Source organism: Streptomyces sp. NPDC020958 (genome assembly GCF_055562175.1).
Window position 1 is genome coordinate 1,269,037 of sequence record NZ_JBVHFU010000001.1, and the last position, 26,520, is coordinate 1,295,556.

At 70.3% G+C, this 26,520-nt stretch carries 26 protein-coding genes and 1 tRNA gene; 16 read left to right on the forward strand and 11 right to left on the reverse strand.

What is annotated here, in order from left to right; genetic code table 11:
* Positions 1-129: 129 nt before the first annotated feature.
* Positions 130-1,797 (reverse strand): hypothetical protein, encoded by a 1,668-nt coding sequence (locus ACZ3KP_RS05735; protein WP_467496663.1) that lies wholly within the window; start codon positions 1,795-1,797, stop codon positions 130-132.
* A 310-nt stretch (positions 1,798-2,107) separates the two neighbouring features.
* Positions 2,108-2,467 carry a winged helix-turn-helix transcriptional regulator gene (locus ACZ3KP_RS05740; RefSeq protein ID WP_467496665.1) on the reverse strand — a complete coding sequence of 120 codons (360 nt, stop codon included), beginning with the start codon at positions 2,465-2,467 and terminating at the stop codon, positions 2,108-2,110.
* Between the two features lie 79 nt (positions 2,468-2,546).
* Between ACZ3KP_RS05740 and ACZ3KP_RS05745 the strand changes: the two genes are divergently transcribed.
* On the forward strand, positions 2,547-3,251 hold the full coding sequence (locus tag ACZ3KP_RS05745; protein WP_467496667.1) for an SDR family oxidoreductase: 705 nt from the start codon (positions 2,547-2,549) through the stop codon (positions 3,249-3,251).
* Between the two features lie 264 nt (positions 3,252-3,515).
* On the opposite strand, the gene ACZ3KP_RS05750 is transcribed toward ACZ3KP_RS05745, so the two are convergent.
* On the reverse strand, positions 3,516-4,067 hold the full coding sequence (locus ACZ3KP_RS05750; RefSeq protein ID WP_467496669.1) for a hypothetical protein: 552 nt from the start codon (positions 4,065-4,067) through the stop codon (positions 3,516-3,518).
* 202 nt (positions 4,068-4,269) lie between these two features.
* On the opposite strand from ACZ3KP_RS05750, the gene ACZ3KP_RS05755 reads away from it, so the two are divergent.
* From ACZ3KP_RS05755 to ACZ3KP_RS05795, 9 genes are all read left to right on the forward strand, one after another.
* On the forward strand, positions 4,270-4,665 hold the full coding sequence (locus ACZ3KP_RS05755; RefSeq protein WP_467496671.1) for a MerR family transcriptional regulator: 396 nt from the start codon (positions 4,270-4,272) through the stop codon (positions 4,663-4,665).
* 106 nt (positions 4,666-4,771) lie between these two features.
* Positions 4,772-5,695 (forward strand): NADP-dependent oxidoreductase, encoded by a 924-nt coding sequence (locus tag ACZ3KP_RS05760; protein WP_467496673.1) that lies wholly within the window; start codon positions 4,772-4,774, stop codon positions 5,693-5,695.
* Positions 5,696-5,795: 100 nt separating this feature from the next.
* A complete protein-coding gene (locus tag ACZ3KP_RS05765; RefSeq protein WP_467496675.1) occupies positions 5,796-6,131 on the forward strand; it encodes a hypothetical protein in 336 nt (111 codons plus the stop codon).
* A 507-nt stretch (positions 6,132-6,638) separates the two neighbouring features.
* Positions 6,639-6,779, forward strand: coding sequence for a hypothetical protein (locus ACZ3KP_RS05770; RefSeq protein ID WP_467496676.1), 141 nt, complete (start codon positions 6,639-6,641; stop codon positions 6,777-6,779).
* Between the two features lie 444 nt (positions 6,780-7,223).
* On the forward strand, positions 7,224-8,111 hold the full coding sequence (gene ypfJ, locus ACZ3KP_RS05775) for a KPN_02809 family neutral zinc metallopeptidase (protein ID WP_467496678.1): 888 nt from the start codon (positions 7,224-7,226) through the stop codon (positions 8,109-8,111).
* Positions 8,112-8,927: 816 nt separating this feature from the next.
* Complete coding sequence (locus ACZ3KP_RS05780; RefSeq protein WP_398793165.1) at positions 8,928-9,569, forward strand: hypothetical protein; 642 nt, start codon at positions 8,928-8,930, stop codon at positions 9,567-9,569.
* Positions 9,570-9,841: 272 nt separating this feature from the next.
* Positions 9,842-9,918 (forward strand) — tRNA-Met (locus ACZ3KP_RS05785).
* A gap of 651 nt (positions 9,919-10,569) precedes the next feature.
* Positions 10,570-10,740 (forward strand): hydrophobic protein, encoded by a 171-nt coding sequence (locus tag ACZ3KP_RS05790; protein WP_358985508.1) that lies wholly within the window; start codon positions 10,570-10,572, stop codon positions 10,738-10,740.
* Positions 10,741-11,316: 576 nt separating this feature from the next.
* On the forward strand, positions 11,317-11,676 hold the full coding sequence (locus ACZ3KP_RS05795; RefSeq protein WP_467496681.1) for a rodlin: 360 nt from the start codon (positions 11,317-11,319) through the stop codon (positions 11,674-11,676).
* A 396-nt stretch (positions 11,677-12,072) separates the two neighbouring features.
* On the opposite strand, the gene ACZ3KP_RS05800 is transcribed toward ACZ3KP_RS05795, so the two are convergent.
* A complete protein-coding gene (locus tag ACZ3KP_RS05800) occupies positions 12,073-12,954 on the reverse strand; it encodes a MerR family transcriptional regulator (protein ID WP_467496790.1) in 882 nt (293 codons plus the stop codon).
* 569 nt (positions 12,955-13,523) lie between these two features.
* On the opposite strand from ACZ3KP_RS05800, the gene ACZ3KP_RS05805 reads away from it, so the two are divergent.
* Complete coding sequence (locus ACZ3KP_RS05805) at positions 13,524-14,693, forward strand: MFS transporter (RefSeq protein ID WP_467496683.1); 1,170 nt, start codon at positions 13,524-13,526, stop codon at positions 14,691-14,693.
* A 211-nt stretch (positions 14,694-14,904) separates the two neighbouring features.
* Here ACZ3KP_RS05805 and ACZ3KP_RS05810 read toward each other — a convergent pair whose 3' ends face one another.
* The gene (locus ACZ3KP_RS05810; RefSeq protein ID WP_467496685.1) at positions 14,905-15,972 is read right to left on the reverse strand and encodes a S8 family peptidase; all 1,068 of its coding nucleotides are present in this window, start codon (positions 15,970-15,972) and stop codon (positions 14,905-14,907) included.
* 152 nt (positions 15,973-16,124) lie between these two features.
* Here ACZ3KP_RS05810 and ACZ3KP_RS05815 point away from each other — a divergent pair, with 152 nt between their 5' ends.
* Positions 16,125-16,682 (forward strand): sialidase family protein, encoded by a 558-nt coding sequence (locus tag ACZ3KP_RS05815; RefSeq protein ID WP_467496687.1) that lies wholly within the window; start codon positions 16,125-16,127, stop codon positions 16,680-16,682.
* 160 nt (positions 16,683-16,842) lie between these two features.
* Here the strand turns inward: ACZ3KP_RS05815 and ACZ3KP_RS05820 are convergent, their stop codons facing one another.
* The 4 genes from ACZ3KP_RS05820 to ACZ3KP_RS05835 all read right to left on the reverse strand — a co-directional run bounded on the left by ACZ3KP_RS05820 (position 16,843) and on the right by ACZ3KP_RS05835 (position 18,510).
* Positions 16,843-17,187 carry a peptidoglycan-binding domain-containing protein gene (locus ACZ3KP_RS05820; protein WP_467496688.1) on the reverse strand — a complete coding sequence of 115 codons (345 nt, stop codon included), beginning with the start codon at positions 17,185-17,187 and terminating at the stop codon, positions 16,843-16,845.
* A 79-nt stretch (positions 17,188-17,266) separates the two neighbouring features.
* Entirely contained in the window at positions 17,267-17,647 is a 381-nt protein-coding gene (locus tag ACZ3KP_RS05825) for a peptidase M23 (protein ID WP_358985487.1), read from the reverse strand.
* A 62-nt stretch (positions 17,648-17,709) separates the two neighbouring features.
* On the reverse strand, positions 17,710-18,111 hold the full coding sequence (locus ACZ3KP_RS05830; RefSeq protein WP_467496689.1) for a peptidoglycan-binding domain-containing protein: 402 nt from the start codon (positions 18,109-18,111) through the stop codon (positions 17,710-17,712).
* 33 nt (positions 18,112-18,144) lie between these two features.
* Entirely contained in the window at positions 18,145-18,510 is a 366-nt protein-coding gene (locus tag ACZ3KP_RS05835) for a peptidoglycan-binding domain-containing protein (RefSeq protein WP_467496691.1), read from the reverse strand.
* A gap of 197 nt (positions 18,511-18,707) precedes the next feature.
* Between ACZ3KP_RS05835 and ACZ3KP_RS05840 the strand changes: the two genes are divergently transcribed.
* Positions 18,708-22,562 (forward strand): nSTAND1 domain-containing NTPase, encoded by a 3,855-nt coding sequence (locus tag ACZ3KP_RS05840; protein ID WP_467496693.1) that lies wholly within the window; start codon positions 18,708-18,710, stop codon positions 22,560-22,562.
* A gap of 12 nt (positions 22,563-22,574) precedes the next feature.
* Here the strand turns inward: ACZ3KP_RS05840 and ACZ3KP_RS05845 are convergent, their stop codons facing one another.
* A complete protein-coding gene (locus ACZ3KP_RS05845) occupies positions 22,575-22,862 on the reverse strand; it encodes a hypothetical protein (protein ID WP_467496695.1) in 288 nt (95 codons plus the stop codon).
* A 262-nt stretch (positions 22,863-23,124) separates the two neighbouring features.
* Here ACZ3KP_RS05845 and ACZ3KP_RS05850 point away from each other — a divergent pair, with 262 nt between their 5' ends.
* A complete protein-coding gene (locus ACZ3KP_RS05850; protein ID WP_467496696.1) occupies positions 23,125-23,835 on the forward strand; it encodes a class I SAM-dependent methyltransferase in 711 nt (236 codons plus the stop codon).
* A gap of 225 nt (positions 23,836-24,060) precedes the next feature.
* Positions 24,061-24,759, forward strand: coding sequence for an HAD family hydrolase (locus ACZ3KP_RS05855; RefSeq protein WP_467496698.1), 699 nt, complete (start codon positions 24,061-24,063; stop codon positions 24,757-24,759).
* An 88-nt stretch (positions 24,760-24,847) separates the two neighbouring features.
* Here ACZ3KP_RS05855 and ACZ3KP_RS05860 read toward each other — a convergent pair whose 3' ends face one another.
* The gene (locus ACZ3KP_RS05860) at positions 24,848-25,870 is read right to left on the reverse strand and encodes an LLM class flavin-dependent oxidoreductase (protein ID WP_467496699.1); all 1,023 of its coding nucleotides are present in this window, start codon (positions 25,868-25,870) and stop codon (positions 24,848-24,850) included.
* A gap of 166 nt (positions 25,871-26,036) precedes the next feature.
* Here ACZ3KP_RS05860 and ACZ3KP_RS05865 point away from each other — a divergent pair, with 166 nt between their 5' ends.
* Complete coding sequence (locus ACZ3KP_RS05865; protein WP_467496701.1) at positions 26,037-26,453, forward strand: nuclear transport factor 2 family protein; 417 nt, start codon at positions 26,037-26,039, stop codon at positions 26,451-26,453.
* Positions 26,454-26,520 lie beyond the last annotated feature (67 nt).

Consider the following 26,520-nt stretch of genomic DNA (forward strand, 5'->3'; position numbering starts at 1 on the left):
ACGGGACCTCCTGGGGTCGGCGGGCGCGGCGGGTGGGCGTCGGCCGGCCGCTGCCGGTGGGGAAGGACGGGGGACGGCCACGCCGACCGCGCCGTGCCGTCGACCGGGCCGCCCCGGCCGACGGCGCCGTCATCCGGGGGGTGCGCCCGCGAGATGACGGGTCGCGAGGGAGTAGGGCCGCAGCCGTTCCCAGCCGCGTGACTCGTACCAGACCTTGTCGAAGCCGCCCACCGGGCGCACGGGAACGGTGCCGTCCTGGAGGCCCTGGGCGAGGGTCCGCCACATCTCGTCGACGAGGGAGCAGTGCCGTACCGCTTCGAGGAGTTCCGTCATGGTGAACGGCGGGCCCTCCATCCGGACCAGCCGGACGTCGTAGCACCCCCGGTAGCCGTGGCCGAAGACCGTGAAGGGCGGGTGCCACACCTGGGCGCCGGGCGCGCGGATCGTGTAGCGCACGCGCGAGGCGACGTGACCGCCGTGGTGGTGCTCGGAGTGCTCCGCGATGTCGGGAACCTGCGGCGGGAAGAAGTAGTGCCGCTTCTCCGGAATGTCCGCGCGAGGGAACTCCCCGGGGGCGAAGTGCCACCGGTTGTACATCATCCGCTGGGCGGACCGCCAGAGGATCGGTGTCGTGTCGTCGCCGGCCTCGGCCATGCGGGTCGTGTGCGGCAGGCAGCAGCAGAAGAAGTCGCCCTTCTTCAGCGTCAGCACGCCGTCGGGTCCACCGGGCTCGGCCCCGCGCAGCCCCGCCAGGTCACGCACGGAACTGCTCATGCCGTAGTCGGCGTCGGTGCAAAGGATCGCCGACAGGACGATCGCGCCGAGCAGCTCGCCGATGGCGCTCTGCTCACCGGGGGCGGCCTGTGCGTCCACCTCGGTGGCGGCCAGGGTCATCGCGCGCAGATCCCCCCGGACCCGGCCGGAGGGGGAAACCCCGAGATGGAGCTTGCCGTACTGGGCGATCAGATCGGGCATGATCCCCGGGTCGCGCGGCAGGGGGAACTCGACGAGGCGTTCGTTCTTCACGAACGTGAAACCGTTGATCCGCCGGTAGCGCATCATCGGCGTCCGGTCGACCTCGTGCATCAGGGTGCGGACGAGCTCCGCGAGCTCCGGCAACGGGAGCGCGTGCGCGTTGTCCGGCTCGCGCCCCAGCGCGGCGCAGTACTGTGCGCAGCGGTTCAGCAGGAAATCGCGGAGCCGGGTTGCGGAAAGCTGGCTTCCGTTGAATTCCTCGAATCGCACGGAACGGCCGCTCACGAAAAGGCAGTGGGCCAGTACCACGAAAAGCCTGTCGGTCGGGCGCCAGTCGCCTAAGGGGCATTCCCTCAGATTCGCCAGGAGTCTTTCCCGGGTCAGGGTGTTCGTTCCCGCGTCGGACTTCGAGAACACGTCCCGGCCGATCAGGATGTAAACCGTCTCGACCCTTTCCACCCAGTCGGCCAGTTGGACGAGCCGGCCGTCGAGTTCGCCGCTTGTCTCCCACCGCTCCAGCAGTGTGTCGGCCTCGTGCCGCTCGGCGGCCTCCCGGGCCTCGATCACCCGGGCCTCCTCGGCGACCACGTCGAGAACCTCGGGTGGCACGAGCAGGCTGCCCAGCCGCTCGGCGCCGGGTTCCGGCAGCTCACCGGGGGCCCAGAAGGACAGACCGGCGAGCGCCGACCGGGTGACGAGGACGGTGCCGCGGGCGTGCGGCGCCGGTTCCGTGACGAACTCGACGTCCGGCCTGCCCAGGACGTGCTGGACGAGCAGGTGCTCCCAGGCGGTCAGTCGAGAACAGGCGAGGCGGAAGGACAACCTTCCATTTCTGGTGAGTTCTGCGAGAAGTAAGCTCGTCGTGTTCGGTGTGCCCGTGAAAGTGTCGCCGGGACGTAACGAGCCACCAGGTCCTGACGGAACCACGTTTCCCCCAAACGCTTGGTCCGGCGCTGAGCCCGGCGATGAGAGTACACGAACGGTTGTTTCCGGAACAGGGTTCCCGGATATTTGCTGTCGGCACCGTGATCATTACGGTTGACGCAATCCGGTGGCACGCCAATCGCCGGGGCGCCGGGGCGAGCCGGAGGTCGGTGGAAGCCCGTCCGGGCCCTGACCAGGAGGGCGCGGGTCAGGAAACCGGCTGGCGGGAGCGGGCCGCCTCGATCTCCGGGACATGCTCCTCGGCCCAGAGCCGTACGGCGCGCAGCGGGACGAGCAGGGAGTGGCCCAGGGGTGTCAGGGCGTACTCGACGCGGGGCGGGTTCTCGTCGTACTCGTGGCGGCTGATCAGACCGTCGGCTTCCAGGGAGCGCAGCGTCTCGGTCAGCGCCTTCGCGGTGATGCCCCGGATGTGCCCCTTGAGTTCGGTGAAGCGGCGGGGACCGTCGGCGAGGGCGTTGATGACGAACACCGTCCAGCGGGCGCCGATGCGGTGCAGCACCGTGCGGCTCGGGCAGGTGGCTGCCATCACGTTGTACGCCTTGCCCATCGCTGCTCCAGTTTCGTTGAAGATACCGGTATCAAATCTATACCGTGAGGTCCGGTCCTGCGAAAAGGAGTGGAAAAGCATGGAACGGATCCTGGTCATCGGAGGCGCACGGGCGCTGGGCGCGGCCGTCGCGAGGCGTGCGGCGAGGGACGGGTACGACGTGATCGTCGGTGCCCGTGACCTGACCGCGGCCGACGCGCTGGCGGGCGAGATCGGTGCCACGGCGGTACAGGTCGACCTGCAGGACGAGTCGACGCTCGCGGCCGCGGCGCACCGGCTGGGGGACGGAGTCGACCACATCGTGACGACCGGTTCGGCGCCGCACGACGTCCGCGCAGTCGACCTGGACCGTGACAGGCTGCTGGCCGCGTTCACGGCTAAGGTGGTCGGCCCGATGCTGGTGGCCAAGCACTTCGCGCCGATCCTGCGGCCGACCGGGTCGATGGTGCTCTTCTCCGGTGTGGTCGGCTGGCGCCCCGGGCCCGGATCGCTCGTCAAGGGGGTCACCAACGGAGCGGTCGAGTTCGCCGCGCGCCACCTGGCGGCGGATCTGGCACCGGTCCGGGTCAATGCCCTGTCGCCGGGCGTCGTGGACTCGGGCGCCTGGGACCGCCTCGGTGACAAGAAGACCGCTCTGCTCAGCAGGAGCGCGGAGGCGACCTTCGTCAAGCGCCACGGTGCGAGCGAGGACGTCGTCGAGGCGGTGATGTGGCTCCTGCGCGCGGGCTTCGTCTCCGGCGAGACGATCCACATCGAGGGCGGCGCCCGCCACAGGTCCGCCTGAAGCGGGGGTGCTGGCCGTACAGGCACAGGTACAGGCACAAGCGCCGGCGCCGGTCATGCCGTGAGCAGCGCCCGTGGACCCGGCGGCATCCGCCGGCCACGCGGCGCGGACGGCTCTCGCCGCAGGAGCGCACCCGAGCGCACGTCGTCCCCGTCGTGCAACTCCGCCCGCGAGCACGGCACTTCCGCTGGTCACCCCGTAAGAACTCGCGGCTCACGAAGCCACTGCGAAGAGGCTCCAGACGGACGGGGGTCGAGAAGCGAGTCAAACGGCGGCGGGAAGGTAGTACCAGTCCTGGTAGTGGTTCTCACCGTGTGCGTTGCAGCCGTTCTCCGGAAACCCATAGGTGTCCCCGTAGCCGCCGTCGAGGCAGACCCGGTACTGGAAGTTGAAGTAGTTGATGTAGCCGTCCGCGCTACGGGTGCTTGCCCATTCCTGGGCGGCCGAGTTGTTGCAGGGGCGCGGAGACACCTCGTTTCCGAACCCCGCCGGCTGCGCGACCTGGTTCAAGACCGTGAGGCACTCGCCCGAGCGCTGACTGCGGATCGCGACGTTCGCGTAGGCGCCGCCCGGTGCGTCCGGATAGGCTGAATAGACGTGCCAGTTGTCCTCCGAGCCCCACAGGAGGCAATCGCTGATGTAGCTTCCCTGCGCGGGGTCGGCCCTGATGCACTGGCCGCCGTCCGAGCTGAGAGCCCGAAGACCGATCTCCGTGTTCGGAATGTCGACCGCGGCGTTGGCGGTTCCTGTCACGGCCGTGAAAACGGCAGCGGTCATGGCGGCGACAGCGAGTGCGGATCTGATCATCACGTTCAAGGTGCGACTCCCTCGGTATACCTCGTGACTCGGCGGAGTCCGCCGAGACCGGACCTGGCAGGCGGTGGAGACGGTACGCATTCGGTTCCTTCGGTCGTCCTGGATCCGTCCTAGGTGCATGCACCACGAAGGTTGGCGACGCGCGGGGCGCGACGCGTTGCCGCTCGGCGCGCGCCACCCGGGCGGGCGTAGGCTCTCAGGGATGCGGATAGGCGAGTTGTCCAAGCGCACGGGTGTGAGTCCGCGCTCACTGCGGTACTACGAAGAGCAGGGCCTGCTGACCAGTTCACGCTCCGACGCGGGGCAGCGTCACTATTCCGATGCTGCGATCCAGCGCGTGTCACTCATCCGCCGGCTGTTCGACGCGGGTATGTCCAGCAGGGTGATCGCGACTGTGCTGCCGTGTGTGGACGTCCCGGGTGACCTGGGCGTCGCCGAGGAGACGTTCGCGGCGATGGTGCGCGAGCGCGACCGGATCGACGCCGACATCGCGCACCTGATCGACACCCGGGATGCACTCGACGTGCTGATCAGGGCCAACAGCCGCCACCGGGCGGAGCTGTCCACGGCCCCGGAACCGGTGGCCCGTTCGGCCTGATGCTGTGATCTGCATCTCAGCGGCTTGCCCCTCACACCCATGTCAGAGGTGAGGATGGCGACAACGCCCGGAATCACCGGGTCGGTCGTACGAGAGGTGGCGGAAGATGGCGCAGGCGTGGGGTTTCAGCAGGTACGGCGGGCCCGAGGTGCAGGAGTTCTTCGATCGTCCCGACCCCGTTCCCGGTCGCGCCGAGGTGCTGATCCAGGTCGACGTCGCCGGCGTGAATCCTCTAGACCACCTTCTGCGCTCGGGTCTGGTCGACGGGCTCGACGGCGGGCGCCCGTTCCCCCGCGTGCTGGGCATGGAGGCAGCCGGAACCGTTCTCGCCCGGGGCGAGGACGTCGACGGGCTGGAGGTGGGTGACGCGGTCTTCGGCTTCGCGCTCACCGGTGGCGGCACCTACGCCGAGACGACGGTGCTGTCCGCGCCGAACACCGCGCGTATCCCGGAGGGTCTGTCCGCGACCGCGGCGGCAACGCTGCCCGTAGCCGGGACGACCGCGGTGGACGCGCTCGACCAGCTCGGCCTCCCGGCCGGTGCCACGGTCCTGGTCAACGGAGTCGGGGGCGGGGTCGGCCTCGCCGTCGCCCGGCTGGCCATCGGGCGCGAGCTGCGTGTGATCGGCACCGGGAGTACCGCCAAACGCGAGCACGCCGAGGCCCTCGGGGTGCGGTTCATCGACTACACCGCCGAGGACGTCGCCGCCGCGGCACGCGAGCTGGTCCCGGACGGTTTCCACGGCATCGTCGACCTCGCCGGAGGCACCTCGCTGCGAACGGTCGCTCCGCTGGCCCAGGATCCCCGCAACGTCATCGCTGTGGGGGATATGTCTGTGCCCGCTCTCGGCGGGCGTTTCGTCGAGCGTCGCGTCGACCGCGAGAACCTGGAACGGTCGGCCCGGCTGGCCCTCGACGGACTCCTCGCACCCGTGATCACCGCGGTCCATCCGCTCTCCGACGCCCCGGCCGCCCTCGCCACCGTCGAGAACGGTCACGCCTCGGGCAAGGTCGTCATCAAGGTGGCATGAGAAGTGCCCGGCCGTCTGCCGCCAGTTGTGGCCCGGGCGGTACCTCTGAGGTTCCTCAAGTCGGTTGGCGCGCACGGCCGTGGCCGTCAGGCTGACCTCCATGACAGGTATCACGGCTCTGGGCAGGAAGAACACCTTCGTGTTGACCATCCGGGACACGGACGAGGTCGCGGCTGCCCTGCGTGAGGCGCTGGCGCAGGCTTCGCCGGAGGAGCGCCCGGGCCTGGAACGCGCCGCCGCACTCGTGGAGTCCACCGCCGCCGCCACCGAGGGCCTGCTGCGCGCCCGTTGGGTCCGCTCCCGGCTGGCCGCCGTCGGCTTCACCGGAGACGTCGGCTCGGTCGCCGCGGTGAAGGCGCTGCGTCAGGCGGAGCCGACACTGAGTCTGCTCGCGGCGGTGCAACTTCAGCGAGAGGCGGTCGCGCACCCTGAGTGATCCGATGCCCACCTGACGGACTCGGGCGGGCGATCAGGTGTGTGTCGTCCGCATGTCAGTGTGCGATATGACTGCATCGGCTCGCAGGTGCCCGTAGTACCTCGCCTACGCACCCACCGACACGGCTGTCCACGAGCTGCCCACATCGCCGGAACCCGCTAACCGGGACTTTTGGGCCGTGGGCGAGCAGGGCGGTCGCATCGCTCTGGGTGTACGCACTGCGCAGGGCGAAGCGCGTAGGTGACCGGGTGCTGCCACGCCTCGCTCTGGAGGGCGGCGATGCCAGTAGCATCGCCGAAGAGGGCACCGCCGGGGCGTTGACCGGCACGGAATCGCCGTCCTGGGCGTGGCCCCATGCTGGGCCCGGGCGGCGGGCGGGAGCAGGACACCAGTCTCGTGCGCCGCGCACTCCGGTCAGCGTCAGGTGAGGCAGGGCCTGCCACCATGGCCGGCGATTGGAGGGCGCCAGTCCGCGAAGGCGAGGGGGCGGAATCTGACCGACGGGACGTGAACTTCGAGGGCGACCCCTCGGTGGTCGAGGTTCCAGTCCACCGACTGCGCCGGAAAGTCGGCGCGGAGCCGCGGATGCCCGAGCTGCTCGTCGACCTCGCCACGCGGGTGGTCGTCCCGGTCATGACAGCCGCATGATCCGGGTAACCCAGGGAGCCGTGGCTGCCCGGGTTTCACTACGACCACCTCCGGACCAGCCCCCCACCTCCAGGGCCCCGGTCTGAAGAAACGCCCGCTGGCCGAGGGACACGCCGCATTCTCTGGGTGCTGCCCTTGAACGGCTCTTCGACGAGTACGCGATCGTCCCGACCGACCCGAGGCGGCCGTCCGTCATCGGAACCTCGCGGGCACGGCCCCGGCACCGGCGACAGGCGGGGTGTCGCTGCGCGGTCGACGGCATGGCGAGGCCGTCACCGCGCGCCGCGGTCCGCCGTTCACCCACAGAGCGGCGCCGCGGCGTCGCCCGCCTGCTCCTGCGAGAGGCGGAGCAGGAAGAGGACGGGATGGGGATGGCCTCGTACGGGGTAGGCGAGCGGGACGACGCGGGGCGGTCCGGCGCGCTGCTTGAGGGAGGGTCAACGTATGCAATTCGACGACGATGCTGCTCTGGACACGTCCGAGGTCGAGGACGGTCGGGGAGGTTCCCTGGGCGGGATCCCGGGCGGCGGGAAGACCATCGGCGGGGGACTGGTCGGGCTCGTGGTGCTGGTCGCGTCCGTGCTCCTGGGTGTCGACCCGGGCATGTTCGGCTCGGGCAGCAGCGACACGTCCTCGTCCGGCAAGTCAGCCGCGGACCTCGCCGCGGACTGCCGGACCGGTGCCGACGCCAACCGCAAGGAGCAGTGCCGGATCGTCGCCGTGGTCGACAGCGTGCAGGCATTCTGGAAGCAGACGGAGACAGCCGCCGGCAAGCCCTACCAGCAGGCCCCGACGTTCCTGTTCACCGGCAGTGTGAACACCGGCTGCGGAAACGCGACTTCCGACGTCGGCCCCTTCTACTGCTCAGCCGATGACAAGGTCTATCTCGACCTCGGCTTCTTCAACGACCTGAGCAGCAAGTTCGGCGCCGAGGGCGGCCCGTTCGCCGAGGCCTACGTCATCGCGCACGAATACGGCCACCACTTCCAGGACCTCGGCGGAACGATCTCCCGCGGCAGCGGAAAGGGCCAGAACAGCGGCTCGGTGAAACTCGAGTTGCAGGCGGACTGCTACGCCGGAGTGTGGGCCCACCACGCCACCACCACCCCCGACCCCAAGAGCGGTAAGCCACTGATCACCGACTTGACGAAGGACGACATCAACCGCGGGCTGGACGCGGCCGCCGCCGTCGGAGACGACCGTATCCAGCAGCGCTACCAGGGCAAGGTCACACCCGACACCTGGACCCACGGCTCCGCCGGCCAGCGCCAGCAATGGTTCTCCACCGGCTACCGCTCCGGCCGCATCGCCAGCTGCAACACGTTCAGCTGACCACACTGACCACCACGGCACGACGCCCGGCTGTGGGCCGCGATGCGAGGTGAGCGTGCTGTCGGTGCAGGACGCTCAGGCGATGGGGCTTGCCGTGATCTGACCGGCGAACCCCATCGCCCTTCTTCTCGGAGTCCGCCGGTACCCGAAGCACTCCCTGGGCGCCCGTACGGCATGCCCGTTCCGGGGTGGTCCAAGGTGGAGCCCCAGCCTCGTCGAGGAAAAAACACCCGGCGTGCCACTACGGCGCCACAACGGGAGCCAAGACCGGACGAAGCCCCGTCGACTGGGGCAGGACGGGCGGTAAACACCACCTGATCACCGATGCCACCGGCATCCCGCTCGCCGAAACCCTGACGATCGCCGTCCACCAAGCCTTCCTCGCCCTCCGATGCACACTCATCTGCCGGTCTTTCCGACAGCAGTGCTTACTCCGTCATCCCAGCCAGGAGACAGAAGCGGAGCCGAAGACGCCGGTGCGGGGCTGCGACCTGCGGGCATACCAGTGGTAGGCGTGCCGAATGAGCGAGCCGAGGTGCGTATGTGCGCTCGAAGGACGCGATATGTACGGTCCAGCTCAGCCCGGTCAACGGTGGGGCGGCCGGCTATGGACCGCAAAGCTGCAGGCACTGGCAGCGGGCATCGGGGTAGATGCTGGAAGGTGGCGGCGGGCCCGGCACCGGAAGGCAGTGCCAGGGCGACGGGCACTGTCCGTGGCAACGAACGTAAGGCCAGGCGGATATGGGGCGTACGCGTGCGGATGCGAGTACCAGGCATCCCCGTCATGAGCGCAGAGGAGAGGCGCGGCTGCCGGCGGTGGTCGCGACGCTCGCCGCGATCTCCCTGTACCTGCTGCTGCCGCAGCGGCTGCTGATCGCCCCTCGGTACGTGCTGCCCGCCCTGGAATGCCTGCTGCTCATCCCGCTCATCGCGATCAACCCCAAGCGGCTGACCCGGCAGACCAAGGCTTTCCGCGTGCTGTCACTGACGCTCGTCGGCGTCATCGCGGTCAGCAATCTTGTCGCGCTGGCCATCCTGATCCATGAGCTGCTCTACGCCGGGGTGAAGGACGGCCGGTCCCTGCTGGTGGCCGCGCTGCAGGTGTGGCTCACCAACATCATCGTCTTCGGGCTGGCCTACTGGGAGCTGGACCGGGGCGGCCCGGTCAGCCGCACTCAGGTGCCTCGCTCCGCCCTGCCCCTGGCGGACTTCCGTTTCTCCCAGGACGAGAACGACGACGCCGTCCAGGAAGTCGCCGACGGCGCCAGCGCCACCTCGGACTGGGTCCCCACGCTGATGGACTACCTGTACGTGTCCACCACCAACTCAACGGCCTTCAGCCCGACCGACACCATGCCGCTGTCCACCCGGGCCAAGGCCATGATGAGCATTCAGAGCGTCTCCGCCCTGCTGACCTCGCTCCTCGTGATCGCGCGGGCCGTCAGCATCCTGCACTGACAGCCCCCCACGGGTACCGAAATCCTCCGCTCGCACGGCGTACGTGTCCCGCGTACGTCGACACCATGGCGGATCTGGGTGTCGAGGAAAAGCTGCTCCGGACGAGTTCCTGAAAGCAATGGACGGTTACCGCAGCCGTGATCCGGAGCCGGCGATCGTGGTGGGCGCGGTCAAGACGACCGTCAAGGGCGGCCGCAGACCCGGAACCTACACCTGGCAGTGAGTGATGGTCCGTTTGGATCACTCGCATGCCGTAGGCTTCGGTCTATCGACGCGGGGTGGAGCAGCTCGGTAGCTCGCTGGGCTCATAACCCAGAGGTCGCAGGTTCAAATCCTGTCCCCGCTACCAACTCCGGCCCCCTTGACGCCATGTCGCGGGGGCCGGATGTGCTATGCGGCATGGTGAATGACCTCGCCCCGCTCCTTCGTCCACGTTCGCAGAGGCTCACGGCTGCCGTGTATCCCCAGCCGGCCGCGGAACTTCTCCAACGCCACCTCGTGGTCGGTCCAGGTGTTTTCCACGGCCGGGCCGCTGGGCCTGAACTGCATCGTGACGTGCCATGTCCCCACGGGGTCATCCTGCCCGATCAGCCGCTACGGCGACGACACTCGCGACCGGTCCGGCCGGGCACGGCCAACCGGTGGATCTCGCTCCTGCTGGAGGTTCTGGACGCAGCCCCCGCCCCGGGGCCCGCCATGCTCCCGGGCTTCCGCCCGGCATCGTTGTCCATCTCATCGACGCCCTGGCCTGCCGACAACACCGCACCTGACCCAGCGGACGGTTCGGCATTCGCTCCGACGAGCCCACGCGAACATCGTCAGGCCGAGGACGGGTGACCGAGAACATCCGGTCCGTCACACTGTTCCAACTCCTGGTGCGCGTCAGGGGCGGGTGGAGACGTGCGGTGCGCCTATGCCCCTCATCCCACGGAAGTAACTCATATTTTGCATGCTTGTAGGGCTGAAGTAAGGGCATTCGGTGGCCAGGAGGTTGATAACGATGGTTCCCCTGCTTCTCGTTCTTCTGCTGGCTCTGATCCTCTTCGGTGCGGGCTTCGCACTGAAGGCACTGTGGTGGATTGCGGTGATCGTGCTCATCGTGTGGGTGCTGGGCTTTGTCGTCCGTACGGTGGACAGCGGCGGCCGCAAAGGCCGCTGGTACCGCTGGTAGGCGGACACGACCCGGTGCCGAGGCGCGCGCCGTCTGCGAGGAGTGAGTGGGGCCCGGCCGAATACGGCCGGGCCCCACTCGCACACCAGGGGGCCTACTGCGTGAGCGGCTGGGATGGATGGGGCGTATCGGACGCATTGCGGGGTACGTGAGTGATGCACCGGTCCCGCAGACCCAGCAGTGGAACCCTGCTCCTCCTGTCTGCGGGGCCGCTGTGCGTGGGGGAACTCGGCGATGCCGCGGCAGCCCGGCGGCTGTGAGGCTGCGACCCCGCACAGCTGTTGGGAGTGACCGACACGGTGAAGTCGGCGAGGCCGGCGGCGCCGCCGGCGCAGCTCCCGAACCCGCGCCCGATCACCGCGTCGGCGCACCGGCCTCGTATGCGGCGCCCCCCCCGTTCGGTCGTACGGCACCTCGCCGCCCACCCCGCCTTCGCCCCCCTCGCCGAACCCCCGTCCCCCGCCTGCCCGGAGCTGTGACGACTTTGGCCGATGGGCCGGGTCCCTCGCCCCATCGATCGGGTGATCTCGAGGGATTCGGGAGGGAGTGGCTCTGTCGACCGGGCAAGAACGGACCATGAAAAAGATGATCGTCACAGCAGTACTCGCAGTCGGCCTGCTCGGGATCGCTCCTCAGGCGACGGCCTCCGACAACGGCAGTGGCACGACGAGCCTCAGCGGCAACGGCGCCGCTACGACATTCGGCAACGCGAAGACCGACGGGGCCATGAGCCCCCAGCTGTCCCTGGTCGAGGGCTCGCTGAACCAGCTCTGCGCCGGCGTGCCGGTCAAGGTCGACGCCGCTGCCGTCGTCGGCGTCGTCCCGGTCTCCGTGCTCCAGGACGTACCGGTCCTGTCGGCGCCGCAGAACCAGCAGTGCACCGAGAACTCGACGCAGGCGAAGGGCGACGAGCCGCTGTCGCATCTCTTGGGCTAGGTGTACTGATCACGAGCAGTTGTCAACGTGGGTCGACTCGCCCACGGCGACGGCCCCCGTGTGGGGTGGAGGCGTCGCATCCTCACCCCACGGCGGCCTTCGCGTCCCACCCTGACGGCTGCCTTACCGTCCACGGCCGTCGACGGGAGAGCGACAGCGGACTCATCGACCGTTCCTGCCGTCCCCGCCGGACACCGCCCCACCGCACCAACGCGCCGCACCACCGCACCGCAGCGCCGCGATCGAGGCCGGAGGTGCCGACTGCGACCGGCCCGCACACTGCGACCGGCCCGCACCGTGCCACGGCCTTCTTCGTCACGGGCGGCATCGACCGCGTCGCGGCCACCCGGCGCGGTGTGAGGCGAGGCGGTCGACACGGCTCGCACCTGCGCGCGTTCACGCCTCGTGCGTGCCCTCCTCCGTGGCCGGCCCCGGCTCGGGAGCCGGCGTTTCCCTTATCGGCCAGGCGATCTCCAGACGGTTGTCCGGGTGGCCGGGTGTGCCGTTCCAGCGGTGGTAGATCTCCTGGACGGGGCCGGCGAAGGAGAACCCGTGATCGGTGATCCAGCCGGCGACGGCGTCGTAGGCGGAGTGGATCTCCGGGAAGGCGGCTTGCGCACCCTCCACCGTCGTTGCGGCACAGGGCGCCTCGGGGATGTCCAGCACGTACATGCCCTCGGGCAGGTCCGTGGGCTGCGCCGCGGTGGCCGAGAACGGCAGGCACGCCTCGACCAGCGCCTCGCTCTCCTCGTTGCACACCCCGTGGTAGCGGGCGAACGCCGGTCCCGTGAAGGTGAGCGGACCCCGGCCGGCGATCGTATACATGGCCTGGTAGCTGCTGCGCATGAAATCGTCCAGACCGGGCTGGCTCAGCGTCGCGCCGCAGACCAGCACATGAACGGGGGCGCCCTGGCGGATGGTGACACGGTGGTTCATCTCTGCTCCTCCGGTAAGACGGGCCAACAGGCCGCGGACCACTGAGCGCTGGATCTCCAGCCGACGCTCCGCGCCCTTCAGGTGCGCACGCAGGACGGGTCCCACGTCCTCAGCGCCCTCGTGACGCGCGAGCAGGCCACGCACGTCTTCGATCGGCATGTCCAGTTGCCGCAGCGCGCGGATCAGCTGGGCCGTCCTGACCTGGTCGTGCCGAAAGTAGCGGTATCCGCTGTCCGGGTCGACAAAGGCGGGTACCAGCACACCACTTGCGTCGTAGTGGCGCAGGGCGGTGACCGAGAGGCCACTGGCCTGCGCGAACTGCCCGATCGGCAGCAAGTGCATCCTGTCCACGGGCAAGACTGTGCCGTCTCGGGTTACCCGAGAGTCAAGCGACACCGTCTCCACGGAGTGCGAGTCGCTCGTGACGAACGGCGTCCTGCCGCCGACCTGGTCACCCACGACCGCCAGGTCTCCGAGGCCGCGCCCCGGCCGTGAACTCCGGAGTGCACGACGTCGCCACCCTCCCGCCGGGTCACCCAGGCCGACCGCTGCTCGGTCCTGGGGGAAGCCGCCAACGGTCCGCGCTGTCGCGTCGCCGCCACCGCCGTGGTCGTAGGTGTCGCGGCCATGTCCACCACCCTGCTCGTCCAGACGCTCCTGGACTGGATCGGCCTCGGTTGATCGACGGCCCTGCCTCCCCGGCGGGCCCCGGGAGATCATTGTTTCGGGAATGCTCCGCATCCCTGGCCGACCTCGTTGTCGCCGTGCGGTGCGTTCACGATGTACTGGACGTTCTCGTACGAGACGCCACGTCTGGCAGCGGACGGGGCGGGGTTCCTCGCGGAGGTGTGGTGGGCGTGAATCGACCGATGCCCGGGGCTCGGAGCCCGGGGGAGCCGGCGTCATGGCGTATGGGGCCGTGGCGGTTCGTGGTGTGGTTCGGCACGATCAGTCTGCTCGCGGATGTCGTCTACGAGGGCGCCCGCTCGATCACCGGCCCGCTGCTGGCCTCGCTGGGAGCGTCGTCCCTCGTCGTCGGGGTGGTGACCGGTGCCGGGGAATCGGCGGCGCTGGTACTGCGGCTGGTCTCCGGTCCCCTGGCGGACCGGACGCGTCGCTTCTGGGGTCTGGCGATCGGCGGGTACGCCCTGACGGTCGTCTCGGTGCCGCTGCTCGGTGTCTCCGGGGTGCTGTGGGCCGCCTGCGTCCTGGTGATCGCCGAACGGGTGGGCAAGGCGGTGCGCTCACCCGCGAAGGACACGCTCCTCTCGCACGCCACCGCGGCCACGGGACGAGGACGCGGCTTCGCCGTCCACGAGGCGCTGGACCAGATCGGAGCCATCGCAGGCCCGCTGCTGGTGGCGGGGGTGCTCGCGCTGACCGGCGGCGACTACGGCCCCGCGCTCGGTGTCCTCGCCGTCCCGGGCATCGCCGTTCTGCTGCTGCTGTTCTGGCTCCGGGCCCGGATGCCGGACCCGGAGGCCTACGAGCGCGAGACGACGGCTTCGGCACCCGCGGCCCCGGACGCGCGGGGCGGGCGTCTGCCGAGGGCCTTCTGGACGTACGCCGCCTTCACCGCGGCCACCACGTCCGGGTTCGCCACGTTCGGCGTGCTCTCCTACCACCTGGTCCAGCGGCACCTGCTGACCACCGCCTGGGTTCCGGTGCTGTACGCGGCGGCGATGGCGGTGGACGCCGTCGCGGCGCTGGCCACGGGCTGGCTGTACGACCGGTACGGCCCCCGGGTGCTGGTCGCCCTGCCCGTCCTCACGGCCGCAGTGGTGGCGCTGGCGTTCACCGAGAGGGTCGCGGTGGCGGTGGCCGGGTCGCTCGTATGGGGCGCGGCCATGGGGATCCAGGAGTCCACGCTGCGCGCCACCGTCGCCGACCTGGTGCCCAGCGGACGCCGGGCCACCGCCTACGGGCTGTTCGCGGGCGTGGTCGGCGCGGCGAGCCTGGCCGGTGGTGCGCTGACCGGTGGGCTGTACGGATACTCCATCCCGGTACTGATCACGGTCGTCGTCGCCATCCAGGTGCTGGCTCTGGTGCTGCTGGCCGTCACCCGAGCCGATCGGCGCTGAGACACCGGCGGGGCTCGTCACCGGTGCGGCCCGCGTGCCGGGGCGCACCGTGACCAGCCGTGTACGGCCGACCTCGCGCCTGACGCAGAGGTCTCACGTCGCCCCTGACGCAGACGGCCGGCTGCGTGCCTGGTGTCCGGGTGATGCGTTCCTGCCGGTCCGGAGAATCCGGCGCGTCGGGGGCTGGAGACCGGGCGACCGGGCCGAGTCGTCAGAGGCCGCCGGTGTATAGCAGCCGATTGGGTGTGTCGGAGCGGACGCCGCGCAGGACACCGCGGGTGGCCGCGCGGTCGAGCCAGACGTGGACCTGATGGGCCGTGGCGTGCGGATGGGCCGACAGGTACAGCGCGATCACGCCGGTGGCGTGCGGCGCGGCCCAGGACGTGGCGCCGTCGTTCTCCGTGGTCGTGCCGCCGCCGGCCAGGGCGGCGGTCACCTTCTGGCCGGGGGCGTACAGGTCCACGCACCGGCCGTAGCCCGACCCGTAGGAGCCGCCGTCGCTCCATGGGCGGTCGTCGGGGGTGGAGGCCGCGACGACGATCGTGCCGGGGACGCCGGCCGGGGAGTGAGTGCATGCGTCGTCGTGGAAGTTGCCTGCCGACACCACCGTCGGGATGCCGGCGTCGACCATCTTCTTCACGGCGGACTCCAGGGCCGCCGAACGGTGGTCGAGGTTGAGCGACATGTTCACCACGGCGGGCTTCCGGGCATGGGCGGTGACCCACTTCACCGACTTCACCAGCGCTGCCTCGGCCGCTGCCGGGGAGCCGCCGCCCTCGCTCTCGCACAGGACGCCCTGGACCCGGACGAGTTCCGCCTCGGGTGCCACGCCGTACCGGGCCCCGCCGATGATGCCCGCGACGAACGTGCCGTGTCCGGTTCCCGCCTCGCTGAAGCAGTCACCGGAGTCCGCGGGGCCCACGAAGTCGGCGCCGAGACGGGCGCGTCCCCCGAACTCCTTGTGGCCGATGTCCAGCCCGGTGTCGATCACGTAGACGTGTACGCCCCTGCCCGTGGCGGTGGTGGTGAGCCTCCCGTTCAGGGGCCGCGACCGCTGGTCCAGAATGTCCAGGTTCCATGGCACGCGCCGGGTGACGGAGGACTCGGCGGCCTGGGCGACACCGGACAGCGTTCCCACGGTGGAGGGCGGCACGGACTGCCTCGACGGGTGTGCGGGGACCGTCCCGCCGCTTCCGCCGGAGGCCGCGCCGGCTTCCCGGCCACAGGCCGAGGCCGCGAGCGCCGTCGCCATGGTCATCACCATGAGACCGGTCTTCATCACGTTTCGCTTCACAACGTCCCCCGCCGTCCTGCTTCGCACACAGCCAGCGCACAAGACGACCGCAGGGGACGGGCGGTTCCGGCAGGGTCGTGCGAGCGGGTTCCAGTGCTGGGCGCGGGCGACAGGAGCGGGGCAAACGCGACATCGTCATGGCGACGAGCACCAACGGCACCACCTGGTCGCCGGTGACCCGCATCCCGATCGACGCGACGACGAGCACCGCCGACCACTTCATCCCCGGCCTCGCGGTCGACCCGTCCACCGCGGGCGGCACCGCGCACCTGGCGCTGACGTACTACTACCACCCGGTCGCCAACTGCACCGCATCTGCCTGCCAGTTGGACGTCGGGTACGTGTCCTCGACCGACGGCGGCAGCACCTGGACGGCGCCGACCCAGCTGGCCGGTCCGATGACCCACTCCTGGCTGGCGAGCACCACGCAGGGCACCATGGTCGGCGACTACATCTCGACGTCGTTCTCCGGCGGCACGGCGCACCCCGTCTTCGCCGTGGCCTCCGCCCCCAGCGGGTCGTCCTTCAACGAGGCGATGTACACACCGGCACCGGGCCTCACCGCGGCCGCCGGCACCACCGCAGCCACGACCGCCACAGCCCGTGACAACGCCTTCTCGGCCCGCCTCGCCGCGATCGCCTTCGTGCAGTGGCTCGCCAACGGCGGCACCGAGGGTGGCGAGGACAGCCCCTGACCGAGGCGGGCGCCGGTGCCGCCGTCGGCGTCGACGCCGCGGTGGGCACGGGCGACGGGCCTCCCCGCGCCGTGCCGGGCCCCGGGCATCTCGTGTCCGGGGCCCGGCTCCCTGGTTCCCCCGCTGCGTCGTCCGCACCGGTGACCGCGCGAGCCCGCGGTCAGGTGCCGTAGAGCGCGGCCCAGGTGTGAACGCCGACCTTCCCGTCGACGGTCAGGTGGTGATCCGACTGGAAGCTCCGCACCGCTTGCAGGGTGTGGTCGCCGAACTTCCCGTCGATGTCGCTCACGGTCAGGTAGCGCCAGTGGGACAGCAGACACTGCGCCTGCTGGACCCGTGGGCCCGTGTCGCCGTAGACCGTCAGCGCGTCACCGCTGTAGTACGCACACGCGTAGGCCGGTGCGTTGGGGGCCGCCGACGCGGTGCCGACGGCCCAGCCGGCACCCGTGAGGGCCAGCACTGCGACCGCGGCGGTGGCGCCGAGGCGGTGGGCGGTGCATCGCATGGAGTGGTACCTCCCGGTGGGTCGGTGTCGTTCGTGGGATTCACCTTGTGGTGGACGGCACTGGCCGCGCGCCGGCCCGCTAGCAGTCCGGAACGCCCGATATCTTCCGGCCGCCCTGCAGGTACACGTTGCTCACCCAGGCGAAGTCGCTGCCCGTCGTGAGCGTCACCTCGCTCCACCAGGAGTTGGTCCCTCCGTTGGGGTCGGGAACCGCGGTGGTGTTCTTGTCCGTCTGGCAGTAGTCGTAGAGATAGATGTGCGACACCGTGGCGAGGATCGCGGCGCTGGTGTTGGGTGCCGCCCGCAGATGGACGTCGGTGGCGTAGACGTACACGGTCTTGCGGGCCGTCGGCTGCGCCGGGGTCTGTCCGGCAGCCTGGGCGGCCGGGGAACACAGCAGCCCCGACATGGCCACGGCCAGGGTTGCCGCTCCCGCGAGTAGACGCTTGCTGGACTTCATGACACTCCTTCTCCTGTGCCCGTCGGGAAACGGGCTGTGTCGGGATGAACGCGCGTCGGGAATCAGCCCCCGGCGACGAGACGAAGCCCCCACCAGGACTCGGGGCCGGGGAATCCGTCCACGCTGACGTGCTTGTGGTAGACGCTGTTGTACGTCTGCTGGGCGAGCTTCATCGCGGCCTGCGAGTGCGGGCCGAAGATGCCGTCGACGGCGTCCGTGTAGTACCCGATGAAACTGAGCAGGCACTGAGCCTCGATGCCCGCACTGGTCACCGAGGTCGACGACGGAACGACCGTGTTCCCGCTGTAGTGACCTGCGTACTCACCTCCTCCGGAGGCGTAGTAGTGACAGGAGTACGCCTCGGTGGTCAGGGTGTGGGCCTGGGCCGCGGAGGCGGTGGTCAGTCCGCCGCCCACCAGGGCGGCAGCTGCCAGGGCCGCTGGAAGACACCTGCGAATGTGCATGGCGAATGTCCCTCCGTCATGGGATGGATCCGGTCAGTCGGTGGTGGGCAGGTAGTAGTCGCAGCCGGAACCGAGCCATCCCAGGAGGTCGTCACCGGTCTCCGGGCCGACGATCCCGTCCACGCCGAGCCGTGGTTCGTAGGCGGTGTTCCACCACTTCTGGAAGGCGATCACGCCTTGGTAGGTGTCCGGCCCGAACAGCCCGTCCACCTTCACGTGGTACGGGGCCGGCGAGTTGTTGATTCCCTCCTGGGTGCACTTGACCGCGTTGTAGTGGTTCGGGTAGCCGTAGCCGACCCAGTCCGCGCCGACTCGTGCGTCGGCCGCGCCCGCCGGGCCCATGACGGCAAGCGCGAGAGCAGTACTCAGTACGGCGCTTCTCGCGGCCGGTTTCCTCATCGGTGTCCCTTTCCTGTGTTCCCGGTTCCTGCTGCCGTCCGGTCGTCGCGCAGGTGATGGGTGAGCCGGCGGAGCGAACACGACGACCCGCCGGTGACCCCGTTTGTACAGCCGTTTCGTTGTCCGGAATCGGGGGTTGAGTGCCGGACGACAAGCTCCGGACAATGAGCCGGATCTGGATCTCGGGGAGGTGTGGGGTGCCACGAGCCGAGCGTCCGCTGGCGGACGACGACGGCGTGCTGACCGTCTTCGCGGCCGACCTGCGACGATTACGGGCCGAGGCAGGGAGCCCGCCCTATCGGGAGTTGGCCCGTCGGGCACACTATTCGTCCACGACCCTCGCGGACGCCGCCGCGGGGCGCAGACTGCCGAGCCTGGCCGTCACCCTCGCGTACGTACGGGCCTGTGAGGGCGATCCGGCCGCATGGGAGGCGCGGTGGCGGTCGGCCGCCGCGGAACTGGCGGCCGAGGAACCGGCCGGGACGTCGCTCGGTTCCTCCGACGACGAACGCCTGAGCCCCTACGCGGGGCTCGCGGCCTTTCAGCCGGAGGACGCCGAACGGTTCTTCGGACGCGAACGCCTGACCGACGACCTGGTCGCCCGCGTCCGGGACCACCGCTTCCTCGCGGTGTTCGGAGCCTCCGGCTCGGGCAAGTCGAGCCTGTTGCGGGCCGGTCTGCTGCCCAGGGCCGATGCCGTCACCACGGGCAAGGGCGAATGGCGCACGGTACTGCTCGTGCCCGGCCCCCACCCGCTGGAGGTCTGCGCCGCACGACTGGCCGCCTTGAGCGGCGGATCAGCCACCGCCCTGTCCGAGGAGCTACGGGAAAAGCCGCGCGCCCTGCACCTGAGCGTGCTGCAGATCCTCGCCGACCGGCCCGAGGACAGCGAACTCCTGCTGGTCGTGGACCAGTTCGAAGAGGTCTTCACTCTCTGCACCAGCACCCGGGAACGAGCCGCGTTCATCGAGGCCCTGATCACCGCGGCCCAGGCCGCCAACAGCCGCACCCGCGTGGTGATCGGCGTCCGGGCCGACTTCTACGCCCGCTGCTCCGAACACCCGGACCTCGTCGAGGCGCTGCGCGACGCCCAGTTGCTTGTCGGCCCGATGACCACCGACGAACTGCGCCGGGCCATCAGCCAGCCCGCCGTACAGGCCGGTTGCACGGTCGAGACCCCGCTGCTGGCCCGCGTCGTCGCCGATGCCACCGGCCAGGCCAACGCCCTGCCCCTGGTCTCGCACGCCCTGCGCGAGACCTGGCGGCGCCGACGCGGCAACACCCTCACCCTGGCCGGCTACGAAGCCGCCGGCGGTATCCGGCATGCTCTCGCGCAGACGGCCGAAGCGGTCTTCGCCGGCCTGACGCCCCCGCAACAGCACCTGGCCCGCGCCGTCTTCCTGCGGCTCGTCGTCCTCGGCGAGGGGGCCGACGACACCAAACGACGTGTCGCGCGCGCCGAACTGGACGGTCTCGCTCATCCCGGCACCGAGGCCGTCGTGGACGCGCTGGCCCAGGCCCGGCTCGTCACACTGGACACCGACACCGTCGAGATCACCCACGAGGCACTGCTCCAGGCGTGGCCGCGACTGGCCGGCTGGCTGAACGAGGACCGGGCAGCGCTGCTCACCCATCAGCGGTTGACGGAAGCCGCAACCACCTGGGCGCGCGAGCACCGGGACCCGGGCCTGCTCTACCGCGGCAGTCAGCTGGCCACAGCTGCCGAGTGGGCCGAACGTCACCGCGGCGACCTCCTGCTCAGCGAGCGGGTCCAGGAGTTCCTGACGGCGTCCCTCCGGCAACAACGCCGGGCCGGCCACGTGCGCCGAGCCGCAGTCGCCGTACTGGCCGTCCTGACGCTCCTGGCCTCGACGGCCGCCGTCGTCGCGTTCCAGCAGCGCGGCGCCGCACGGGCGGAGCGTGACGTCGCCATATCCCGCGAGATCACGGCCCGCTCGGAGCAGGTGGAGAGCAACGACACCTCGCTGGCCGCACGTCTCAGCCTGGCCGCCTACCGGCTGCGGCCCTCACCCGAGCTCTACACCAGGCTCCTCAGCACCGAGAACACGCCCCTCGCGACCACGCTGACCGGACACACCGACACCGTGTTCGCCGTGGCCTACAGCCCGGACCGGCGCACCCTGGCCACCGCGGGCGCCGACGGAACCGTACGCCTGTGGGACGTCAACGACTCCGCCCACCCCAGAGCGCTCGGCACACCCCTCAGGGACCACATCGGCTGGGTGTACTGGCTGGCCTTCAGCCCCGACGGCCACACGCTCGCCGCCGCGGGCCGCGACCGGGCGGTACGACTGTGGAACGTCAGCGATCCCACGCGCCCCACGGTGTGGGGCCCACCCCTGAAGGGCCACACCAGTTACGTGTTCTCCGTGTCGTTCAGCGCCGACGGCCGGATCCTCGCCACCGCGGGCTACGACCACACCCTGCGGCTGTGGAACGTGTCCGACCCCGCGCACGCCACACCCGTCGGTCACGCCCTGACCGGCCACGTGGGGGCGGTCGCCTCCGCGACGTTCAGCCCGCGAGGGCGCGTGCTGGCCAGCGCCGGCCACGACCACACCATCCGCCTCTGGAACATCGCGGACCCCGCCGACCCCAAGCTCCTCGGACCTCCGCTGAAAGGCCACAAGGACACCGTCTACGCGGTCGCCTTCAGCCCCGACGGACGCACGCTCGCCAGCGTCAGCAACGACCACACCGTGCGCCTGTGGGACGTCTCCCGTCCGGCGCACGCCACACCGCTGAGCCCCGCGCTGACCGGCCACACCGACTCCGTGTACGCCGTTGCGTTCAGCCCCGACGGACAGACCCTCGCCACCGCCGGAGCCGACCACACCGTACGACTGTGGAACGTCACCGACCCCGGGCACCCGACGTCCCTCGGCGAACCGCTGACCGGTCACACCGACTACGTCTACTGGCTGGCCTTCAGCCCCGACGGACACACGCTCGCCAGCGCCTCCCGTGACCACACCGTGCGGCTGTGGAACCTTCCCGGTACTCGTCTGACCGTCCCCGGCCCCCTCGACGCCGTCGCCTTCAGCCCCGACGGCCACGTCCTGGCCACCGGCGGCACGGGCCAGCGCACGAAGCTCTGGAACGTCACCGACCCCGGACGGCCCAGAGCGTTGTCGGCACTGGCAGGCCCCACGGGCAGCGGCTCCCGAGTGGCCTTCAGCCAGCGCGGTCACGTGCTGGCCACCGCGGGCGCCGACGGCACGGTGCGCCTGTGGAACGTCGCGGACCCCCGCCGCCCCGGTCGCCTGCGCGTGCTGGCCGGCCACACGGGCCCGGTGATGCGCGTGGTGTTCAGCCCGAACGGCCGCGTGCTGGCCACCGCGAGCGCCGACCGCACCGTACGGCTGTGGGACGTCGCCGATCCGGGGCATGCTCGTGGCCTGAGCGTCCTACGAGGCCACACCGACAGCGTCGAGGCGCTGGCGTTCAGCCCGGACGGACACGTTCTGGCCAGCGCGGGCTCCGATGACACGCTGCGCCTGTGGAACACCTCGAATCCGGCACACCCCCGGCTGTTCCGGCCCGCCGTGGGGACCGACAGCGGCGGCATTCGCGCCGCGGCGTTCAGCCCGAACGGTCATACCCTCGCCACCGCGAGCGCCGACCACACCGTACGGCTGTGGAACGTCACCGACCCTGCCCGCTGCGCACAGGTGGGGCAGCCGCTCACAGGGCACTCCAGCTTCGTCGACTCCCTCGCTTTCAGCCCGGACGGACACACCCTGGCCAGCGGCGGCGACGACCAGACCGTGCGCCTGTGGGACGTGGCCGACCCAGTCCACGCCAGCGCCATGGGGTCGGCCCTGACCGGTCACACCGGAGCCGTCAACGACACGGCCTTCAGCCCCGACGGACGGGTGCTCGCAACCGCCGCCGACGACCGTACCGTTGAGCTGACGCGCGTCAGGGTCGGGGCGCTCGTCCACCGCATCTGCGCCACCACCCGCAACGCCCTCACCCCCCGGCAGTGGCAGCAGTACCTGCCCGATCTTCCCTTCCGTTCCCTGTGCTGACGGGAGGTGACGTCAGGCACGTTCCAGTTCGTCCGTCTTCTCGGCGGACGCGGTACGGGCGCGACGGCGGCCCAGCAGGGCGCTTCCCGCGATCACCAGGCCGATGACGACGACCCTGGCGGCCTGGTAGTAACCGGCGGTCGGCTCCGCCGGGGTGCCGGGCAGCCGGAAAAAGACCCACGCTGCCGCGAGACCACCGAGAACGATCAGTGCGACAGCCCCCCACGTCCCGAGCTCCGCCCACCAGGGCCCCGGGTCACCGCCTCGCTCGTCGGTCCGCTCAGCGTCCTTGCCGGTCACGGTCTGCCCTTCTGCCAAGTGCGGTAGCGGTCACGAGACAAGACGCGATCACAGCCCAGGCGGTTCACGGGACGAACGCTCCCGCCCCTGCCGCCAGGAACACTCAGGGAGTGTGGACCACATCCAGGTCGGTCACCTTGGCGCAGACCGCGAAGGCCTGGAGCGTGCCGCAGTCCGAGCGTGCCGGTGAGCAGACGCCGCTGGTCCGCAAGATCCGCCTCCGTGCTTATCGTGCAACCTCAGGTGCTGTCGCAGCGAAAGAGTGGCCAGGGTGACGAAGACAGATGAACGTGCGGCGCACGTCCGCGCGGTGCGCCGACGGCTCGTGCAGGATGGTCCGCCGCGCACGCGCGATCTGGAGGCAGACTTCGAGACCGTCACGGTGCCCGAGCAGCACTGTGACCAGCTGCGCGACCTCCTGATCGCCGAGAAAGCCGCGACGGTCGTCGAGGTCGGTCTCGCCTACGCCAGTTCCGCGTTGGCGATTGGCGAGGCGCTGGTGACCATCGATCGTCCCCACCCCCGGCACATCATCATCGACCCGTTCCAGGAGAGCGAGTTCTCCAACGCCGGCTGGGACCTCCTGCGCTCGGCGGGGCTGGAGACGATCGCCACGCTCATGGCCGCGCCGTCCTCTGTCGTGCTTCCCCAACTGCTGACCGAGGGCTTCGTCGCGGACGCTGCCTTCGTGGACGGCAGCCACCGCTTCCATGAAGTCTTCGTCGACCTGTACTTCCTGCGCAAGGTCGTCCGGCCCGGTGGGCTGATCGTCATCGACGACGACTGGTGGCCGTCGGTGCACACCGCCGTGCAGTACTACGAAAAGAACCTGGGATGGGCGGTGATCCCCGACGCCTTCCCCGGTGAGACGGCCGGCGTCGGACCGAAGGGCAACCACGGCGGCCGATGCAAGGCCTACCGCCTGCCCGATGCCCCGTTTGAGCCCTCCTTCGAGGACTTCCGCGCGTTCTGAGCCGAGGAAGAGGAGGAGGACTCCGATGCGGTGCGTCGTGGCCCCGCGGTGCACGGCTCAGGCCGAGGCCGCGCCGCGGCATGGGTTGCCGAGTACGCGGAGGGCGTCGGAGGAGACGGTCCGACACAGGACCGGGTACACAGCCAGCACCGGACCAGACACGAGCCGAGTCCGCCCCCGGCTCCGGGAACCGTCACCGGAGCCGAACACAGCCCAGGGAGCCCCATGTCCGCCCACACGGCGAGAGCCGCCCTCTTCCACCTCGACGGCACACTGATCGATTCGGAGCCCAGGAGCCGGGCACCGTGGCGACGGCTCTTCACCGGCCATGGCATCGAGTGCGGGGAGGCCATGCTCGACGGCTTCAGCGGTCGGCGCAGCGGGGAGGTGATCGAGGAACACCTCGCACGGTTCGGCAGGCACGCCACGGCGGACCGGGTGGGAGCGGAACTCACCGCGCTGGACGGCGAACCGGGCCTGCCTCCCGTCGGGCTCGTCCCCGGCGCCGACCGGCTCCTGGAGCGCCTGCACCGCGACGGAGTGGCACTGGCCGTCGTCACGTCCGGTGGCCGTACCTGCGTCGACGACCACCTCACGCGGTGCGGCATCGCCGGCCACTTCACCACGATGGTGACCGCGGAGGACGTCACCCACGGCAAACCGGACCCCGAGGGCTACCTCCCGGCCCGCCGGCGGCTGGGCGTCGCCCCCGGCGAAGCGGTGGTCTTCGAGGACTCCGCAGCGGGCCTCCAGGCGGGCCGGCGCGCGGGCGCCCGCTGTTTCGCCGTGGGCCGGGCCGCCAGGACACCCGGCCTGCTCCGGCTGGCGGACCACGCGGTCGAGGACCTCGCGGAGGTGCCGGCCATCGGCCCCGCCGACACCGACGCGACCCGGCACCACGCCGGTATTGACGCGGCCGGGTGACCGACCGCGGCCCGTCACCTCGACCGGCCGCAACTCGGTCCGTGCGGGTCTCCGCCCGGCTGGGTGCTGTCTGCCGCCGTCCCGGTTGTCAGCGCCAGCCGAGTTCGGGTGCGACGTGGGTCAGGATGCTGTCGAGGATGTGCGCGTTGTAGTCGACGCCGAGCTGGTTGGGCACCGTGAGCAGCACGGTGTCGGCGGCGGCGATGGCCTCGTCCTCGGCGAGCTGCTTGACGAGTGCGTCGGGTTCGGCGGCGTAGGAGCGGCCGAAGATGCTGCGCGTGTGGGCGTCGATGTAGCCGATCTGGTCCGTGGAGCCGCGGTCACGGCCGAAGTACGCGCGGTCCCGGTCGTCGACGAGCGGGAAGATGCTACGGCTGACCGACACCCTGGGGGTGCGGGTGTGGCCCGCGGCGCGCCAGGCGTCGTGGTACGCCTCGATCTGCTTGCGTTGCTGGACATGGAGCGGCTCGCCGCTCTCGTCGTCCTTGAGGGTCGAACTCTGCATGTTCATCCCCAGTCCGGCGGCCCAGACCGCGGTCGCGTTCGAGCCGGAACCCCACCAGATGCGCTCTCGCAGGCCCTCGGAGTACGGTTCGATGCGAAGCAGCCCCGGCGGGTTGGCGAACATCGGCCGCGGGTCGGGCTCGGCGAATCCCTCCCCCTTCAGCACCTGGAGCAGTTCCTCGGTGTGGGCGCGCGCCAGGTCGGCGTCGGTTCCGCCCTCCGGCGGCCGGTGCCCGAAGTGCCGCCAGCCGTCGATCACCTGCTCCGGTGAGCCCCGGCTCAGGCCGAGCTGGAGCCGGCCGCCCGAGATCAGGTCGGCCGCGCCCGCGTCCTCGGCCATGTACAGCGGGTTCTCGTACCGCATGTCGATCACACCCGTGCCGATCTCGATCCGGCTGGTGCGCGCGCCGATGGCGGCGAGAAGCGGGAAGGGCGAGGCGTGCTGCCGTGCGAAGTGGTGGACCCGGAAGTAGGCGCCGTCCGCCCCCAGCTCCTCCGCGGCGACGGCGAGGTCGATCGCCTGCAGCAGCGAGTCCGACGCGGTACGCGTCTGCGAGTGCGGCGACGGCGTCCAGTGCCCGAAGGACAGGAACCCGATCTTTTTCATACCGCTTTCAACAACTCGCGAACGCATTCATTCCGCAGCCGGGGACGCCGGCCAGGACGGCCGCCCACGTGGCGAAGGCGCTGATACACCACGGTCACTAAGACGTGTTCGAGATGTGGGATGGGATCGTGGGCTGTCGATTTGGCCTGATCCTGAGTGAGTGATCATGACTGCAGCTGAGCTTGTGTCGGCTTACCTGCTGGCGCTGGAGCGGGCGGATGCCGAGGCGGTGCTGGAGTTGTTCGCGCCTGGAGCGATGGTGCACTCTCCGCTGTACGGTCCTCGACCGGCCACGGAGTTCTATCCCGAGCTCTTCGCCGACACCAGCCGGGCTGCCCTGACTCTGCTGGGGGTGGCGGAGGGCCGGACCCAGCAGGGGGCCGCACTGATCTCGTTCTGGTTCCACTTCGACTGGCGCCTGCCGTCCGGAGCTGTCGCGCCGTTTGACGTGGTGGACCTGGCTGAGCTCACCGAGGACGGCCGTATCGCCACACTGCGCATCGTCTACGACACCGTTGACGTGCGTCCGGCGTTCGAGCGCGAGACCGGCAGTTCGTGGCGGCCCACCACAGATCAGAGCTGACGGGCTGCTGTCCATCCTGTCCGTGAAACGATCTTCAGATGTCTCGGGGCGATCTGACGGATGCATA

Excerpts from the sequence above, each read along its gene's own strand:
- ACZ3KP_RS05805 (WP_467496683.1), top strand. The coding sequence starts at position 13,524 with ATGGGGCCGTGGCGGTTCGTGGTGTGGTTCGGCACGATCAGTCTGCTC.
- ypfJ (WP_467496678.1), top strand. The coding sequence starts at position 7,224 with ATGCAATTCGACGACGATGCTGCTCTGGACACGTCCGAGGTCGAGGAC.
- ACZ3KP_RS05795 (WP_467496681.1), top strand. The coding sequence starts at position 11,317 with ATGAAAAAGATGATCGTCACAGCAGTACTCGCAGTCGGCCTGCTCGGG.
- ACZ3KP_RS05810 (WP_467496685.1), bottom strand. The coding sequence starts at position 15,972 with ATGAAGACCGGTCTCATGGTGATGACCATGGCGACGGCGCTCGCGGCC.
- ACZ3KP_RS05740 (WP_467496665.1), bottom strand. The coding sequence starts at position 2,467 with ATGGGCAAGGCGTACAACGTGATGGCAGCCACCTGCCCGAGCCGCACG.
- ACZ3KP_RS05830 (WP_467496689.1), bottom strand. The coding sequence starts at position 18,111 with ATGCACATTCGCAGGTGTCTTCCAGCGGCCCTGGCAGCTGCCGCCCTG.
- ACZ3KP_RS05815 (WP_467496687.1), top strand. The coding sequence starts at position 16,125 with ATGGCGACGAGCACCAACGGCACCACCTGGTCGCCGGTGACCCGCATC.
- ACZ3KP_RS05790 (WP_358985508.1), top strand. The coding sequence starts at position 10,570 with ATGGTTCCCCTGCTTCTCGTTCTTCTGCTGGCTCTGATCCTCTTCGGT.
- ACZ3KP_RS05760 (WP_467496673.1), top strand. The coding sequence starts at position 4,772 with ATGGCGCAGGCGTGGGGTTTCAGCAGGTACGGCGGGCCCGAGGTGCAG.
- ACZ3KP_RS05755 (WP_467496671.1), top strand. The coding sequence starts at position 4,270 with ATGCGGATAGGCGAGTTGTCCAAGCGCACGGGTGTGAGTCCGCGCTCA.
- ACZ3KP_RS05855 (WP_467496698.1), top strand. The coding sequence starts at position 24,061 with ATGTCCGCCCACACGGCGAGAGCCGCCCTCTTCCACCTCGACGGCACA.
- ACZ3KP_RS05825 (WP_358985487.1), bottom strand. The coding sequence starts at position 17,647 with ATGAAGTCCAGCAAGCGTCTACTCGCGGGAGCGGCAACCCTGGCCGTG.
- ACZ3KP_RS05765 (WP_467496675.1), top strand. The coding sequence starts at position 5,796 with ATGACAGGTATCACGGCTCTGGGCAGGAAGAACACCTTCGTGTTGACC.
- ACZ3KP_RS05865 (WP_467496701.1), top strand. The coding sequence starts at position 26,037 with ATGACTGCAGCTGAGCTTGTGTCGGCTTACCTGCTGGCGCTGGAGCGG.
- ACZ3KP_RS05835 (WP_467496691.1), bottom strand. The coding sequence starts at position 18,510 with ATGAGGAAACCGGCCGCGAGAAGCGCCGTACTGAGTACTGCTCTCGCG.
- ACZ3KP_RS05820 (WP_467496688.1), bottom strand. The coding sequence starts at position 17,187 with ATGCGATGCACCGCCCACCGCCTCGGCGCCACCGCCGCGGTCGCAGTG.
- ACZ3KP_RS05860 (WP_467496699.1), bottom strand. The coding sequence starts at position 25,870 with ATGAAAAAGATCGGGTTCCTGTCCTTCGGGCACTGGACGCCGTCGCCG.
- ACZ3KP_RS05800 (WP_467496790.1), bottom strand. The coding sequence starts at position 12,954 with ATGCACTTGCTGCCGATCGGGCAGTTCGCGCAGGCCAGTGGCCTCTCG.
- ACZ3KP_RS05745 (WP_467496667.1), top strand. The coding sequence starts at position 2,547 with ATGGAACGGATCCTGGTCATCGGAGGCGCACGGGCGCTGGGCGCGGCC.